The organism is Paenibacillus sp. SSG-1, from assembly GCF_002224835.1.
GTDB classification, from domain to species: domain Bacteria; phylum Bacillota; class Bacilli; order Paenibacillales; family Paenibacillaceae; genus Paenibacillus_AQ; species Paenibacillus_AQ favisporus.
On sequence record NZ_MBRK01000001.1, the window covers coordinates 3,454,276 to 3,469,204 of the forward strand.

The following is a 14,929-nucleotide window of genomic DNA, read 5'->3' on the forward strand; positions in this document are numbered from 1 at the left end:
CCCCACCTCTAATTGGCCCGGATGACTTTCACATCACCTGGGATTACTTTCTCTCCTTCATACAGCATAAAGCGTCCGTTCTGCCACTCGATCCGCAGCAGATGATAATCGTCGGATTGGTACTGCCATACGTGCTGCTCTCCCCCTTGCGTAAACGGGGTTTTGCCTTGAATTAACACATGACCGATGTATTCTTCTTCCATATAGTAAACCCGGTCGTCCAGGTCGATCTCGGTCGGTACTTCTGCAGGATTGTCAAGCCGGCCGTCGATCGGAGCGTACAATTCATACTCCACGGTCTCGCGCTCTTCAATATGAAGGTAAGCGATCGTGTTCCCGTCCCGGAGCGTGAGCAGAACGGCGTTTCTTCCGCGGTTGTGCACGCGTCCAATGACTTCGTACGTGACCAGCGATACCTCGCAAATATCTCCCGGCATGAGCGCCAGCATGCTTTTCTCCGGTTTCGGCGGTTCCGGCTTGGCAAACAGGTTGCCGATTCTTTTAAATACACTCATATGCTATAACTCCTTAGGTAATCAAACTTTAATATATATTGGGGTCGTGCTACAGGCAGGCGGTAATGATGAGGGCGCCAACCAAATGGATTGTACCGGCAAACAGGCCGTAACCCACTTTGCCCTGCTGTGTACCTGTATCCAGGTCAAGCTTTGCCCACCATCTCATCAAGACGCGCACGATCGCTTCCAGCACGAGTAAGATCAAGAAGGAGACGATCGATACGACAAGCGCTTCCAGCAGGTTATTCGAGGTCCGAATCGAAACGGACAGAATGTAACCCTGGGACAGCAGCTTGATGACCAGGCGCGAGGTGACCGCCATGTTGCCCGCCTTCACTTCTTCAAAATCTTTGTACTTGGTAAACAGCGAATCCACAAACATCAAAATAAAGAGCAGGATCGCCCCGGAACCTGTCCATACCAGAATCCCTTTAATGATATTAAAATCCATCTACCTTAGCCTCCACATCTTCTCAACGTCTCACTCATACATAATAAAAGCGAAGGAGAAATATGACAAATGTTCCCCTTCGCTATTCATCATACCCGGTTTATGGCAGATTATTTGTTCTCGTACTGCTTCATGAGCGCTGCCAGCTCATCTTCAACTTCTTTGTCCTTACCGAGCTGTTCGAACTCATCGTCGAGCGATTTGCCTTTGGCGGACATTTCGTTGCTGGCTTCGGCTTGCGCCTCCATCTGCAGCATCTTCTCTTCCATCCGCTTCATGCCGTTCGTCGCAGAATCCGTGCTGAAGCCGTTCATCGCCTTGTTGATTTCGGTTTGCGCTTTGGCCGCATTATAGCGGGCTACCAGCGTCTCTCTTTTGTTCTTCATTTCGGTGAGCTGCTTGCGCATTTCCTCAAGCTTGGCACGGAGATTGTCGGCCGAAGCCTTGTTCTGGTCGTAGCTTGCTTTGTATTCGTTCATTTTCTGCTCAGCCGATTTTTTCTCTTCCAGCGCACGGCGGGCCAGCTCAACGTTTTGTGCCTGGGCTGCGGTGTGTGCCTGCTGGGTACGCTTCTCAACGAGCGCCTGCTGCTCTTCGTACAGCTGCTTGAATTTTTTCTCGATGGCGATTTGAGCGGCTACAGCCTTCTCCGCGTCTTCCAAATCTTCGGTCATATCGCGGATGTATTGGTCCGTCATCTTGATCGGGTCTTCTGCCTTATCGATAATCGCATTAATATTGGACATTGTTAAATCGCGCAGTCTTTTGAAAATAGCCATGGTTTCTTGTTCCTCCTGAAAGGTTAATGTGTTCTTCTTGATACTCTTTTACGCAGCAGTTTTAGGACCGTTTCAAAAATCGCCAAAATTTTTTCGGCGTTTGTTCATCTTCCATAATATAGCAGCAAGGAGTCTTCATTCAAGGGTATGTTTACCGTTTAAAAAACGCGGGAGCCGATCCTACGGATCTGACTCCAGCGTTTTGTTGTGAATGCTTGATTAGCTTCATTTCCGCAATGCCTAGGTTAAAAAGCTCGCAAGTACTGTTTCGGGATCTTCTGTTCTCCGTTCAACTCTTGGGCCGCATGAAGCGCCCAGTAAGGATCCTTCAGCATGCCTCTGCCGACTGCGACCAGATCCGCCTTTCCTTCCAGCACCACCTGCTGCGCTTCCTCGTAATTTTCCAAGCGGCCGACAGCGATTACCGGTACATCCAGCTTTGCCTTCATTTGCTCCGCCAATTCCACCTGGTACCCCGAGCCGGCCTTCGGTCCGCCGTTCGATCCGATATGACCTTCACCGCCGGAGGAAATATGGAATACGTCCACGCCCGCATCCCGGTATCGTTGGCAGATTTCCGCGCAGTAATCGACGTCATAACCGCCGTCCACGTACTCCTTGGCTGACACTCTCATCAGAACAGGCATGTCTTCAGGGACCGCCTTCTTGACGGCTTTAACAACCTCTTCTCCGAACAAGGCCAGGTCTTTTCCATACGCATCGTCTCTTCGGTTGGTCAGCGGAGAATGGAACTGATGGATTAAATAGCCGTGAGCGCCGTGTATCTCCACGGTATCAAAGCCGGCTTCCACCGCGCGCCGGGCCGCTTCCCCATAGGCGGTAACCAGACTCTGGGCCTCTTCGGTGGACAAAGCTCTCGGAATTTTATATTTCTCGTCAAAACGGATGGCCGATGGGGCTACGGGCGGGTTCGCGTCCTCCGCCTTGCGGCCGGCATGGCCCAGCTGGATGCCGATCCTTGCGCCATGGGCGTGCACTTCGTCGACGATTTTGCGGTAAGCAGGGATCTGCCCGTCATCCCATATTCCCGTATCCCGGTTCGTAATCCGTCCGTCCGGGTGAACCCCCGTCATCTCTACGATAATCAATCCGGCTCCGCCGACTGCGCGGGATATATAATGGACATAATGCCAATTGTTAGGGATCCCGTCCTCAGCCTGTACCGAATATTGGCACATCGGAGGCATAACAATCCGGTTTTTCAGAGATAATCCTTTAAGCACATAAGGTGTAAATAGATCTGCCATTGCTTCGTGTCTCCTTTTTGTTGTATGTGATTAAGCCTATATGACAACAGGGTTATATGATTGCAGCGCCGCCGTTTATCGTCCATACCTCGCGGTTACGGCCAATGTACAGCGACCGTAATCCATCAGTTCTATTATACACCCTTTGCCGAACGATATGAAAATGTGGCCCAGCATCTGATTTAAAGCAACATAATTGCATCAACTTATGGACATAACAAGGATAAATCATGCTTTCGCTGTTTGTCCGCGGTGGAAAGGAGTCGAGACGGATGAAAAAGAAGCTGTTATGCACATTGCTGTCTTCCCTGCTGATCTTGTTGTTGATCTGTCCTTGGCAGTCCGGGTGGCCAGCAGCCGCCGCTCAAGGCGGTGAACCCCCGGAACATCCGTCAGGTTCCGAACCTGCACGGGAAACCAGCAGCCGGGAGGCGAAAGAAAAGCGGAAGGAACAGCAGATCCTTACGCTAGGCCAGCTGATCAAAAAATATCCCGAAACGTTCAAAATTCACGGTCCGCGCGTCAAAGAGGTGGCCCTAACCTTTGATGACGTGCCGGATCCCAGATTTACTCCTCAGATCCTGGATGTGCTCAAAGCCCATCATATTAAAGCCACCTTTTTTGTGATGGGCAGCCGGGCGAAGAAGCATCCCGAGCTGGTCGAGCGCATCGTCCGTGAAGGACATGTGATCGGAAACCACTCCTATAATCATCCCGTGTTTCACAAATTGGAGATGGACGAATATGTAGCCGAGATTAAGCGGACGGAGAACACGCTTTACGGCATCGTCGGCTATAAGCCCAAGCTGATCAGGCCGCCTTATGGAGACATCACGGAACGCCAACTGCGCTGGGCCAAGCAGCAGGGCTACAAAATCGTAAACTGGAACGTCGATTCGCTGGATTGGAAAGGAATCAGCAAGGAAGCGGTCAAGCGCAACGTGCTGTCCACCGTTGGGCAAGGCTCGATCATTCTTCAGCATGCGGGAGGCGGAACCACGTCCAATCTCAGCGGTACGATCGATGCCCTTCCGGACATTATTCAGACTTTGAAAAATAAAGGCTATTCATTCGTCACGCTGCCGAGGTTACTTCACGTTCCAAAAGACAAGTAACGCGCTGAGCGTACAAAAAAAACCGGCTTGAGTACAAAAGCCGGTTTTTCCGTGTTATTATGAAAAGCTTGAACTATTTAATGAAGTACAGCTCAACGTCCTGGAACCCGAAGGCACTAACGCTTTCCGGGCTGCCCGGCACGAAAATGTCGATGCGTTTCCCCTTAATCGCACTGCCGGTATCCTTAGCTGTCGCTACGAAAGCTTTCTTCGGAAGGCCCTGGAAGCTGTGACCGGTAACCAGCACTTTCGTTCCCAACGGGATAACGGAAGGGTCAACAGCGATCGTTCCCAGCTTCAGCGGGTTGCCGAAGTAGTCCACTGCACCCCACTTGCCGTTTTCGCTAGCGGCAGATGAATAAGCCGTAGCTCGGACGTCCAGCGTTTTGGAGTAATTGAAGGTTTTACCCCATGCTTCTACGACTTTGTCATCGCCGTTGACGTTCAGAGAAGCTGCCGTGATGATCGAGCCGCTGTCCTCTGCGGCAAATGCCTTGGCTGTGCTTGCTCCTGGAACGTTTAATTTCAGGCCTGGATAAATATTGGTTGCTTCTACGCTCGGATTTGCATTCATCAGCTGATTCAAATTAACACCATATTGTTTAGATAATGTATAGAAGGTGTCTCCATCCTTCGCTACATGGACCGAGTCCGCAAACGTGGGTACCGCTTGTACCGCCAGAGAAATGCCGATGATGGCTGCAAGTGTCTTGATTCCTTTAAATCTTTTCATGGTTCCTCCTTAAGTCGTGATGCCTGCGAAGTTAGCTGTCGGATTCGGATTGAGGAGACAACCCTACGCCCTATTGGTGCGATTCACCCCAAGCGTACTATGTACACAAATTACATCCCCCGCACTTTACCTTAGAAAAGTTTCGGCTCAACAAATATATCACAATTTTGTAACCTGTGCGCATGAAAATGTTACCAATCCAAAAGCCTTGAATTATCAGGCTTTATTTAGGGTTGTTAGCTGACTTAAGCAAGGGAGCAGCAGCTCAATTCCTTTTAAAATAGTTACAAAATCCTCATTCATTTTAACAATTTATTCATGAAAAGGTACATAAAAAGCCCTGGATGAGTAATATTCTCGTCCAGGGCTTTATCATTTTTATATGCAGGTACTTTGTCAAAGAACCTTGCTCAGAAAATCTTTCGTGCGGCTGTTTTGCGGGTTACCGAACACTTCCGCAGGCGTCCCCTGCTCGACGATTTGTCCGCCGTCCATAAAGACGATCCGGTCGCCGACTTCCCGGGCAAACCCCATTTCATGGGTTACGATAACCATCGTCATGCCGCCCTCCGCAAGCTTCTTCATGACCTCCAGCACTTCGCCGACCATTTCCGGGTCCAGCGCTGAAGTCGGCTCGTCAAAGAGCATGACGTGGGGCTGCATGGCCAGCGCCCGCGCGATGGCGATCCGCTGCTTCTGCCCGCCTGACAGCTGGGACGGATACGCATCCTTCTTGTCGGATAATCCGACCGTGCGCAGCAGGTCAAGGGCAATCCGTTCCGCCTCGGCCGGCGGCTGCTTTTTCACCTTAACCGGGGCCAGCATGAGGTTCTGCAGCACCGATTTATGCGGGAACAGGTTGAAATGCTGGAACACCATGCCCATTTTTTCGCGGGTGGCATTGATGTTATGGCGTTTGTCCGTAATCGGCTCGCCTTCAAACGTGATCTGCCCCCCTGTTGGCGTTTCGAGCAGATTCAGGCAGCGGAGAAAGGTGCTTTTCCCCGAGCCGCTGGGGCCAATCACGACGACGACCTCGCCTTTGGCGATGTCGATGTCGATCCCTTTCAGAATCTCCAGCTTGCCGAACGATTTGCGCAGATCTTTAACGCTGATCATCGGTATTCAGCCTCCTTTCGAATGCCCCCAGCAGCTTGGACAGGGTAAACGTCATAATGAAGTAGATGGCCGCAATGACCAGCAGCGGACTGAGGTAATCATACGTAATCCCTTGGATAGCCCCCGACTGGTACATCAAGTCGGTGACGCCGATAAACGATACGATGGATGATTCCTTGATAATCGTAATAAACTCATTGCCGATGGCCGGCAGCACGCTTTTTACAGCTTGGGGCAGCACGATGTACCGCATCGTCATGCTGCGCGTCATTCCCAGGGAACGGGCCGCTTCCGACTGGCCCCGGTCCACCCCCTGGATTCCGGCACGGAACACTTCCGCAAGGTACGCGGAGCTGTTAATGGACAGCGTAATTGCACCGGACTCGATCGGCGTAAGTTTGATCCCGAAAGCCACAAGGCCGTAGTGAATAATAAACAGCTGAACAACCATCGGGGTACCGCGGAGAACTTCCACCCATACCGAACCGATCAGCTTCGGCAGCCAAAAACGGGACATCCGCATCAAGGATATAATAATGCCCAGCACGAAGCCGCAGATGACGCCGATGGCGGCCAGGAGCAGTGTATACTGGATACCTGTCGCAAAATACGTCCGGTAATCCCAAAAAACGGAGAACATATACATAAAGACCCAAGAACCTCCTTTGTCATCATACCTGCCTGTCCCATCCTTCCCCTGTATACAACAGATCGGGACATATTTGAAACAAGGTACCCATCATTGAACAGAAAAAATAGCGAATTCGCTTCGCTATTTTATCCGATGTATAAAATGAGAACAGACAGCTTAACCTCTATTTCTGTGCAGCCAAATCGCTCGCTTCGGCGACGTACTGCTCAATCTTGTTTTCGGATTTCAGACGGTCCAGCGTTTTGTTGATTTGGTTCACGAGCTCGGTGTTGCCTTTTTTGATCCCGATCGCGTAGCCGTCTTCCTTATAATCAGGAACCGCATCCGCAATTACCAATCCTTTGACGTTCTTGATGTATGCTTCGGCAACCGGTTTCTCCATGATGGAGGCATCCACGCGGCTCGAATTCAGCTGCAGCACAATGTCGGAAATTTTGCCCAGGCCGGTGATCTTCGCCCCCGGAATCGTCTTGGCGATGTCCTCCTGGATCGAACCCTTCTGAATGCCGAGCGAAGCTCCTTCCAGAGCTTTCATCGTGCTGTATTTGTCTTTGTCAGCCTCTCTGACGACAACGGCCTGCTCCGCCTTATAGTAGTTGTTCGAAAAATCGATTTGTTTCTTGCGTTCTTCGTTTGGTGTAAGGCCGGAAATGACAAAATCTACGCGGCCGGTGGACAGCTCGCCGAGAAGCGCATCAAAGCTCATGTCCTTGACTTCAAGCTGCGCCCCCATGTCTTTGGCGATTTCCTTGGCGATTTCGATATCGAAGCCGACGATTTGGTCCTTGCCGTTCACCATTTTATGAAATTCGTACGGCGGGAAGTCCGCGCTAGTACCAAGCACGATCGTCTTGCCGCTGGCCGGCTGTTCGCCCGCTGCCGTGCCGCCCTCAGTCGAAGGTTTGCTTCCGCATCCGGCAAGCAGGGAGCCTGCCAGCAGAATGCATGCCGTTAGAATACCCCATTTTTTCATATCTATCTCTCCTGTCCATTTCAATGATACTTATTGTTGTTCAAAGGCATGATCCGTATCCGGCCCAGCCCGAAAAACCACGGTTCTAATCATACAATAAAAATGCATGATTATGCAATGACATTTTCATACAGTGGTCAATACATTTCAAAATAGCCAGAATAATGCGGATTATAGCTTTTTAATACCATTTATTCCTAGTTCTATTGTTTCTTTTAGTCACCTCCCCTTCTTTTTCGGAATAAATATGTATTTACCGTTTCAAGGCCCGTCTCCTTCCTAATCCGATGCATAAATCCCTTCAAAAACCTGCACCCTTTGAAAGAAAAGCTTCTTATTATGTAATTACACGCAATGGGGACTCCTACGCAAAAAGTTCACCGAAACGTCAGATTAAGGCGGCAGCCATGGTTCATCATTCCGGGAATGAGGTATTAAATAGCTAGATATTTGATGGAGGTGTAGTCATGCTGCTGGAAGCTTTATACCATGTCCCCCGGGACAAATGGGCCTATGCATACGATCCGAAGACGATACATCTGCGTGTCCGCACCAAACGAAACGACGTGGATACGGTGGTTGCGATGACCGGAGACAAATACGACTGGGATTCGACCTATTTTGAAATTACGATGGAAAAAGCCGCGACCGACGAGATGTTCGATTATTGGGAAGCTGCCGTGCTGCCTAAATACAAGCGTCTTAGCTATGCGTTCCGGATCACTTCCGGCAAAGAAACGATTTACATGCTCGACAACGGGCTGTACCGAAATTGTCCGGCGCCGACGGGCGGCTATTACGAATTTTCTTACATACATGAGATCGACGTATTTAAGGTGCCGGATTGGGCAAAGGATGCTATTTTTTACCAAATTATGCCGGAACGTTTTGCAAACGGGGATCCAAGGAATGATCCGAAAGGGACACAGCCTTGGGGAGGACAGCCGACAACAGACAATTTCTTCGGCGGCGACCTGCAGGGCGTCCTGGATCATTTGGACGACCTACTCGATCTGGGCATTAATGCGATATATTTCACACCTTTGTTCACGTCGCCGTCGAACCATAAATACGACATCGTCGATTATAAGCAGGTTGATCCGCATTTTGGGGACAACGAGCTGCTCAAGCAGGTCGTGGAAGCCTGTCACAGCAAAGGGATCCGCGTCATGCTCGATGCCGTGTTCAACCACTGCAGCGAACTGTTTCCACCGTTCCAGGACGTCCTGAAGCATGGGGAAAAGTCCAAATACGCCGATTGGTTTCATATCAACCAGTTTCCGGCTCGGGTTGAGAACGGGATCGCCACGTATGACACGTTTGGTTTCTTTGGCAATATGCCCAAGTTCAACACGGCCAATCCCGAGGTGAAGCAGTATTTGCTGGACGTTGCCGAGTACTGGATTAAGGAAATCAAGCTGGACGGCTGGAGGCTGGACGTGGCGAACGAGGTCGACCACCATTTTTGGCGGGACTTCCGCATGGTCGTCAAAAACGCCAATCCGGACGCATATATCGTCGGAGAAGTGTGGAGCGATTCCCTCGCCTGGCTGGTGGGTGACCAGTTCGACTCTGTCATGAACTACCCTTTTGCCGACAAGGTGCTGGAGTTTTTCAACGGAGGCATGGACGGACTGACGTTCGCCAACAAAATGGGCACCATCCTGATGCGCTATCCGCAGCAGACGAACGAAGTGGTGTTCAACATGCTGTGCAGCCATGATACGCCGCGCCTCTTGACGCGAGTCGGCAACGACAAGCGCCGGATGAAGCTGGCGGTCGTCTTCCTGTTCACGTTCATGGGGACGCCATGCATCTTCTACGGTGATGAGGTGGGCCTTACCGGAGGCGGCGATCCGGACTGCCGTAAATGCATGGAGTGGGATCCGAAGAAGCAGGACCGCGAGCTGTACGATTTTTACAAGCTGCTCATCGGTCTGCGCAAAAAAAACAAAGCGCTCCGCGAAGGCCGCTTCCGCTTTTTGAAGGCGGAACCGGGCAATCCCAACATTATTTACGAGCGCATGGACAGCCGGGTTCATTTCACGATCTGGATGAACAACACCGACAAGCCGCAAGTGCTGTCCCACCCGATGGTTACGAATGACTGGAAGGACGCCTTATCGGGCGACAATGTGCCTACACAGAACGGAACGATGAACGTCAGTCTGGACCCTTACGGGTACCGGATTTTGTACCGAAATCTCACCAAATAAATCGGTTTCTTCATAACGAAAAGCCTTCCGGAGTTCCGGAAGGCTTTTTCCATATGGATTCTTAGCGGCTGTGAATATGACCACGGAGCCGGCCTGGACCAGCTCCGTTTGCTTTAAACGGTGACGCGTTCATAAATGTCCATATACTCCTTGGCGGACATGTTCCAGCTGTAATCCCCGGCAAAGGCATTCTTCACGATTTTGCTCCAATGCTCCGGCTGTTGGTAAAACGCTGCTGCGCGGCGGATCGTATGCATCATGTCGTGGGCGTTGAACGCCGTGAAGCTGAAACCGTTGCCCTCGCCCGTAAACTCGTTGTAAGACTGCACGGTGTCGTTCAGCCCCCCGGTCTCGCGAACGATCGGGATGCTGCCGTACCGCAGCGCCAGCAGCTGGCTGATGCCGCATGGCTCGAACTTCGACGGCATGAGGAACATGTCGCTGCCTGCATATATTTTGCGTGACAGGGCGTCGCTGAACGTAATCTGCGCCGACATGTTGTCCGGATGCCGCCCTGCCGCTTCGCGGAACCAATGCTCGTAGGCGGAGTCGCCCGTGCCGAGCAAGACGAACTGGAAGTCGTCGTGATCCAGCATTTCGTCCAGCACCCGCGTCACGAGATCCATTCCCTTGGACTCCACCAGCCGGGTCACCATTGCAATGAGCGGCACGTCCGGTTTAACCGGCAAGCCGAGCTCCTGCTGGAGCCCTGCTTTGTTTTCTCTCTTTTTCGCCAGGTTCGACCGGTATTTTACATAGAGGCTCGTATCGTTAGCGGGATTGTAACTCTTCGTGTCTACTCCGTTTACGATCCCGCTCAGCCGGTCACCGAGCGAATACAGCAGCCCTTCCAACCCATATCCGTAATGGGCCGTCTGAATCTCCCTGGCGTAGGTCGGACTCACTGTCGTCACGTGATCGGCGTATACGATCCCGCCTTTCATAAAGTTGACATTTCCGTAAAACTCAAGGCCTTCTGGCGTAAAATATTGATGCCCCAGCTCCAGCAGTTCGCCAAGTACCTCGTAAGGATAAATTCCCTGGTACAGCAAATTATGTATCGTAAACACGGTACGGATGTGCTGGTAATACTCGTTATGGCGGTAGTGCGCCTGCAGCAACACCGGAATAAGCGCCGTATGCCAGTCATGGCAGTGGAGCACGTCCGGCTCGGAACCGATCAGCGGAAGCACTTCAAGCACGGCCCGGTTGAAAAAGGCGAAGCGTTCGCCGTCGTCCATGTATCCGTACACGCTATCCCGTCCGAAATAGTATTCGTTATCGAGAAAATATACTGGAATGCCGTCGCACACGAGCTTTTCGATGCCGCAGTATTGATTTCTCCAGCCGACCGGCACTTTGATTTCCGTGAAATGCTGCATTTCATCTTTAAATTGCTGTGGTATCCCTTTATGTTTGGGCAAAATGACCTGCACATCCGCGCCGCTTCGCTTGAGCGCTTTGGGCAGCGCGCCGATGACATCGGCAAGACCCCCTGTTTTAATAAACGGTGTCGATTCCGCTGCTGCAAATATGACTTTCATCTCTCCTGCCTCCTATTCATTGATCCGCGGGCCGTCTTCCGTCACCGGTTTCCTTCCGGTGCCTCTGCCCGATCTTTTCTTTGTCTCTGCAGTAGGCATCTTTAACCCTTCCTTGGCTTTGGACGCCGACACCCGGGTGGTTTCACCGGGTTTTCCGGACTTTGACGCGGCACTTCGCTTGCTTGGCTTACTCTCTTTACCAGGAACCGCCTTTTTCGTACGAGGCTGCTCCCTTTTATATATCAGCATACTGAGCGGCGGCAGTGTTAATTCCAGACTGCACGTTTGTTCATGCCAAGGGATCTTCTCCGTCTGCACGGGTTCGGCGTTAAACTCGCCGCTTCCGCCATATTGGGAATCCTCGCTGCAGAACACGGGCACGTACGTGCCGGACTTGGCAATCCCGATTCGGTAATGCTCGCGCCGCACCGGTTGAAAATTAATAATGACGACAAGGGTGTCACCGGCTTTCTTCCCTTTTCTGAGGTACGAAATGACGCTTTGCGTGTTGTCATGCGGCGTGATCCATTGGTACCCTTCAAGCTCATGATCCCGCTCCCACAGCGCCGGTTCGTTCAGATATAGCCGGTTTAATTCCGCGGTATACCGAAGCAAACTGCGGTGGCTCTCGTAATCCAGCAGCAGCCAGTCAAGCTGCTCCTGGTCCTTCCATTCGATAAACTGGCCAAACTCCCCGCCCATGAACAACAGCTTTTTCCCGGGATGGGTCATCTGGTACCCAAGCAGCAGCCGAAGCCCGGCGAACTTCTGCCCGTAATCCCCAGGCATTTTGCTGAGCAGCGATTTTTTGCCGTGAACAACTTCATCATGGGATAAAGGCAGCGCATAATTCTCAGAATAAGCATAAGCAATCGGGAATGTCAGCAGATGATGCCGCCCGGGCCGCTGTTCAAACGGGGTTTCCACATAATCCAGCGTGTCGTTCATCCAGCCCATGTTCCATTTGTAATTAAAGCCCAGCCCGCCTTCGTGCACGGGTGCGGTAACCCCGGGCCAGGCGCTGGATTCTTCAGCCATCATCAGCGTATTTGGGAAATAGCTGAACACCACGGTGTTCAACTGCTGCAGGAAAGCGATCGCCTCGGTGTTCTCAAGACCACCGTTCTCGTTGCGCTGGAACTGTCCTTCCTGCTTTTCGAAATCAAGCCGCAGCATGCTGGTGACCGCGTCAACCCGGAGCCCGTCAATGTGGAACACGTCCAGCCAGAACAACGCGTTGGAAATCAGAAACGAGCGGACCTCCGGTTTGCCGAAGTCAAAGCTGAGCGTGCCCCAGCCGGGTTTTTCTGCTTTATAGGCATCGCTGTATTCAAACAGCGGCGTCCCGTCAAACTGGCGGAGTCCGTGGGCATCCTTGGCGAAATGGGATGGCACCCAGTCCAGGATAACGCCGATATCGGCCTGGTGCAGGGCGTCCACCAAATACATAAAGTCATGAGGCGTCCCATAGCGGCTCGTCACGGCGAAATAGCCCGTTCCCTGATATCCCCAAGATAAATCGTATGGATGCTCCGCAAGCGGCATAAACTCGACATGGGTATAGTGCATTTCCTTCAAATAAGGAATAAGAAGATCAGCCATTTCCCGGTATGTATAAAAAGTCCCGTCCTCTTTCTGCCGCCACGTACCGAAATGGATCTCATATATGTTCAGCGGCTTGCGGTAAGGTGCTTTTCTCTTTCTACGCCAGGGACCGTCATTCCATACATATCCGGCAAGATCCGTGACCACTGACGCGGTGGCCGGGCGCAGCTCCGACTGAAACGCATAAGGATCGGCCTTCAGAAACCGTTCTCCGCCAGGTCCGGTCATGTCATATTTGTAAAAAGTACCTGAACGGATTCCGGGGAAAAAGCGAGTCCAAAAACCTGAATCGGGTATCTTATATAACGAATCCTTTTCTCCGTTCCAGTTGTTCCAGTCTGCCGCCAAGCCTACAGCCTGGGCATGGGGCGCCCAGACGGTGAACCGGACGCCTTCCTCGCCTTCTTCCACAGCAGGATGAGCGCCCAACATCCTGTGACTGTGATAGGAGGTCCCTTCATGAAACAAATAGATGTCTTCCGCGGACAGCGGCTGACCCGGCGCCTTATTCATGTTCTCCAAATGATCACCTGCTTTAGGAATATAGTGCATGTAAACCATTACCCCATTGTAGCCAAAATGAAAATAAAAATGACCGCTGAAAGATAAAATTGTAATTTTTCAGTGATATTTCAATATAATCGTTTCAGATGGGCGATAGTCGTTTATTTATGTACTACATTTACAATTTTGAATGGGAGGAAACGACATGAAGAGAAAAGAATGCATCGCCATGTTGCTTGCCGGAGGTGAAGGGCGCAGATTATCACCTCTGACATCGAAACTGGCAAAGCCCGCTGTTCCGTTCGGCGGCCGTTACCGTATTATCGATTTTCCTCTCAGTAACTGCGTAAACTCAGGCATTGACACCATCGGTGTGCTGACGCAGTACGAGGCTGAATCGCTTCATCTGCATATCGGGGAAGGCGAACCATGGGGCCTCCAAAAAAATGGAGAGGACGGAATCACCCTGCTGCCTTCTTACAATACAGGATCCTCGGAATACTTGGGAACTGCTGATGCCATTTATAAAAATATCGAATATATTGACCGTCACCAGCCGGAACATGTACTGGTTTTGTCCGGTGACCATATTTACCACATGGATTATAATCAAATGCTTCAATTTCATCAAAAGAACGGCGCCAAAGCCACCATCTCTGTCATGGAGGTGCCTTGGGAGGAAGCCAGCCGTTTCGGGGTCATGAGCGTGGACGAATCGCTGCGCATCTCGGACTTTGCCGAGAAACCGGCCGAACCCGAAAGTAACCTGGCATCCATGGGCATCTATTTGTTTGAATGGGAGTACCTCCGCAGACATTTGATGGAGGACGCCGCGAATGATGCCTCAAGCCATGACTTCGGCAAGGATATTATTCCGAAGATGCTGGCGGATCAGGATGAACTGTTCGCGTATCGCTTTGACGGGTATTGGAGAGATGTCGGCACTGTTGCCAGCCTTTGGGAAGCACACATGGACCTCTTGTCCGACGATCTGGACTGGAAGCTGCATAACAGTGAATGGCCAATGTACACCCGTCCTTGGCGTACGAAGCTCGGATCGACACGGAACCGCAGCGTGATGGCGACCAACTGCCTGATATCCGAAACGTGCACATTGGACGGGATAGCGCATCAATCCGTGATGTTCTGTGGTGTAGAAGTCGGCAAAATGTCCGAGATTAAGGACAGCGTCGTGATGCCGAACGTCCGGATCGGACGCAACGTGCAGATCGAGCATGCCATTATTGGCGAAGGAGCGATCATTAAAGACGGCGCGGTCATCAAAGGAACGCCGGGTCAGGTGACAGTAGTCGGCCCTTACGAAACCGTTATGCCGAAACCAAGCATTCGTACCCAGCCTTCCCGACTCCTGCAGGATGTATACGAGAAAACCGGACGCCTGCGTGCCGAAGGCTTATCCTCTTAATACAATATGTGTGAATATATAAAGAG

General features: G+C 51.5%; 13 protein-coding genes and 1 riboswitch. Of the genes, 3 read left to right on the forward strand and 10 right to left on the reverse strand.

Annotated elements, in window-relative coordinates:
* Nucleotides 1-8: 8 nt before the first annotated feature.
* From BCV73_RS15900 to BCV73_RS15915, 4 genes are all read right to left on the reverse strand, one after another.
* The gene (locus tag BCV73_RS15900; protein ID WP_076171405.1) at nucleotides 9-515 is read right to left on the reverse strand and encodes a DUF4178 domain-containing protein; all 507 of its coding nucleotides are present in this window, start codon (nucleotides 513-515) and stop codon (nucleotides 9-11) included.
* A 49-nt stretch (nucleotides 516-564) separates the two neighbouring features.
* Nucleotides 565-969 carry a DUF350 domain-containing protein gene (locus tag BCV73_RS15905; RefSeq protein ID WP_076171403.1) on the reverse strand — a complete coding sequence of 135 codons (405 nt, stop codon included), beginning with the start codon at nucleotides 967-969 and terminating at the stop codon, nucleotides 565-567.
* A 110-nt stretch (nucleotides 970-1,079) separates the two neighbouring features.
* The gene (locus BCV73_RS15910) at nucleotides 1,080-1,748 is read right to left on the reverse strand and encodes a PspA/IM30 family protein (RefSeq protein ID WP_089547862.1); all 669 of its coding nucleotides are present in this window, start codon (nucleotides 1,746-1,748) and stop codon (nucleotides 1,080-1,082) included.
* Between the two features lie 245 nt (nucleotides 1,749-1,993).
* Nucleotides 1,994-3,016, reverse strand: coding sequence for an NADH:flavin oxidoreductase/NADH oxidase (locus tag BCV73_RS15915; RefSeq protein WP_089547863.1), 1,023 nt, complete (start codon nucleotides 3,014-3,016; stop codon nucleotides 1,994-1,996).
* Nucleotides 3,017-3,288: 272 nt separating this feature from the next.
* On the opposite strand from BCV73_RS15915, the gene BCV73_RS15920 reads away from it, so the two are divergent.
* Nucleotides 3,289-4,131, forward strand: coding sequence for a polysaccharide deacetylase family protein (locus tag BCV73_RS15920; protein ID WP_089547864.1), 843 nt, complete (start codon nucleotides 3,289-3,291; stop codon nucleotides 4,129-4,131).
* A 73-nt stretch (nucleotides 4,132-4,204) separates the two neighbouring features.
* Here the strand turns inward: BCV73_RS15920 and BCV73_RS15925 are convergent, their stop codons facing one another.
* The 4 genes from BCV73_RS15925 to BCV73_RS15940 all read right to left on the reverse strand — a co-directional run bounded on the left by BCV73_RS15925 (nucleotide 4,205) and on the right by BCV73_RS15940 (nucleotide 7,608).
* Entirely contained in the window at nucleotides 4,205-4,864 is a 660-nt protein-coding gene (locus tag BCV73_RS15925; protein WP_089547865.1) for a 3D domain-containing protein, read from the reverse strand.
* 3 nt (nucleotides 4,865-4,867) lie between these two features.
* Nucleotides 4,868-5,022, reverse strand: a riboswitch (cyclic di-AMP (ydaO/yuaA leader).
* A 238-nt stretch (nucleotides 5,023-5,260) separates the two neighbouring features.
* Nucleotides 5,261-5,983: an amino acid ABC transporter ATP-binding protein gene (locus tag BCV73_RS15930; RefSeq protein WP_076171392.1), complete on the reverse strand. Its 723-nt coding sequence runs from the start codon at nucleotides 5,981-5,983 to the stop codon at nucleotides 5,261-5,263.
* Nucleotides 5,970-6,629: an amino acid ABC transporter permease gene (locus BCV73_RS15935; protein WP_089547866.1), complete on the reverse strand. Its 660-nt coding sequence runs from the start codon at nucleotides 6,627-6,629 to the stop codon at nucleotides 5,970-5,972. The genes BCV73_RS15930 and BCV73_RS15935 overlap by 14 nt, the downstream gene beginning before the upstream one ends.
* A 169-nt stretch (nucleotides 6,630-6,798) precedes the next feature.
* Nucleotides 6,799-7,608, reverse strand: a complete 810-nt coding sequence (locus BCV73_RS15940) for a transporter substrate-binding domain-containing protein (protein ID WP_089547867.1) — start codon at nucleotides 7,606-7,608, stop codon at nucleotides 6,799-6,801.
* Nucleotides 7,609-8,075: 467 nt separating this feature from the next.
* Between BCV73_RS15940 and BCV73_RS15945 the strand changes: the two genes are divergently transcribed.
* A complete protein-coding gene (locus tag BCV73_RS15945) occupies nucleotides 8,076-9,824 on the forward strand; it encodes an alpha-glycosidase (protein ID WP_089547868.1) in 1,749 nt (582 codons plus the stop codon).
* Between the two features lie 113 nt (nucleotides 9,825-9,937).
* On the opposite strand, the gene glgA is transcribed toward BCV73_RS15945, so the two are convergent.
* Together glgA and glgB are read right to left on the reverse strand one after the other, a co-directional pair.
* Nucleotides 9,938-11,368 (reverse strand): glycogen synthase GlgA, encoded by a 1,431-nt coding sequence (gene glgA, locus BCV73_RS15950; RefSeq protein WP_089547869.1) that lies wholly within the window; start codon nucleotides 11,366-11,368, stop codon nucleotides 9,938-9,940.
* Nucleotides 11,369-11,380: 12 nt separating this feature from the next.
* Complete coding sequence (gene glgB, locus BCV73_RS15955) at nucleotides 11,381-13,486, reverse strand: 1,4-alpha-glucan branching protein GlgB (protein ID WP_089550278.1); 2,106 nt, start codon at nucleotides 13,484-13,486, stop codon at nucleotides 11,381-11,383.
* A 196-nt stretch (nucleotides 13,487-13,682) separates the two neighbouring features.
* On the opposite strand from glgB, the gene BCV73_RS15960 reads away from it, so the two are divergent.
* Nucleotides 13,683-14,903, forward strand: coding sequence for a glucose-1-phosphate adenylyltransferase (locus BCV73_RS15960; RefSeq protein WP_076171381.1), 1,221 nt, complete (start codon nucleotides 13,683-13,685; stop codon nucleotides 14,901-14,903).
* The last annotated feature ends 26 nt before the right edge of the window (nucleotides 14,904-14,929 follow it).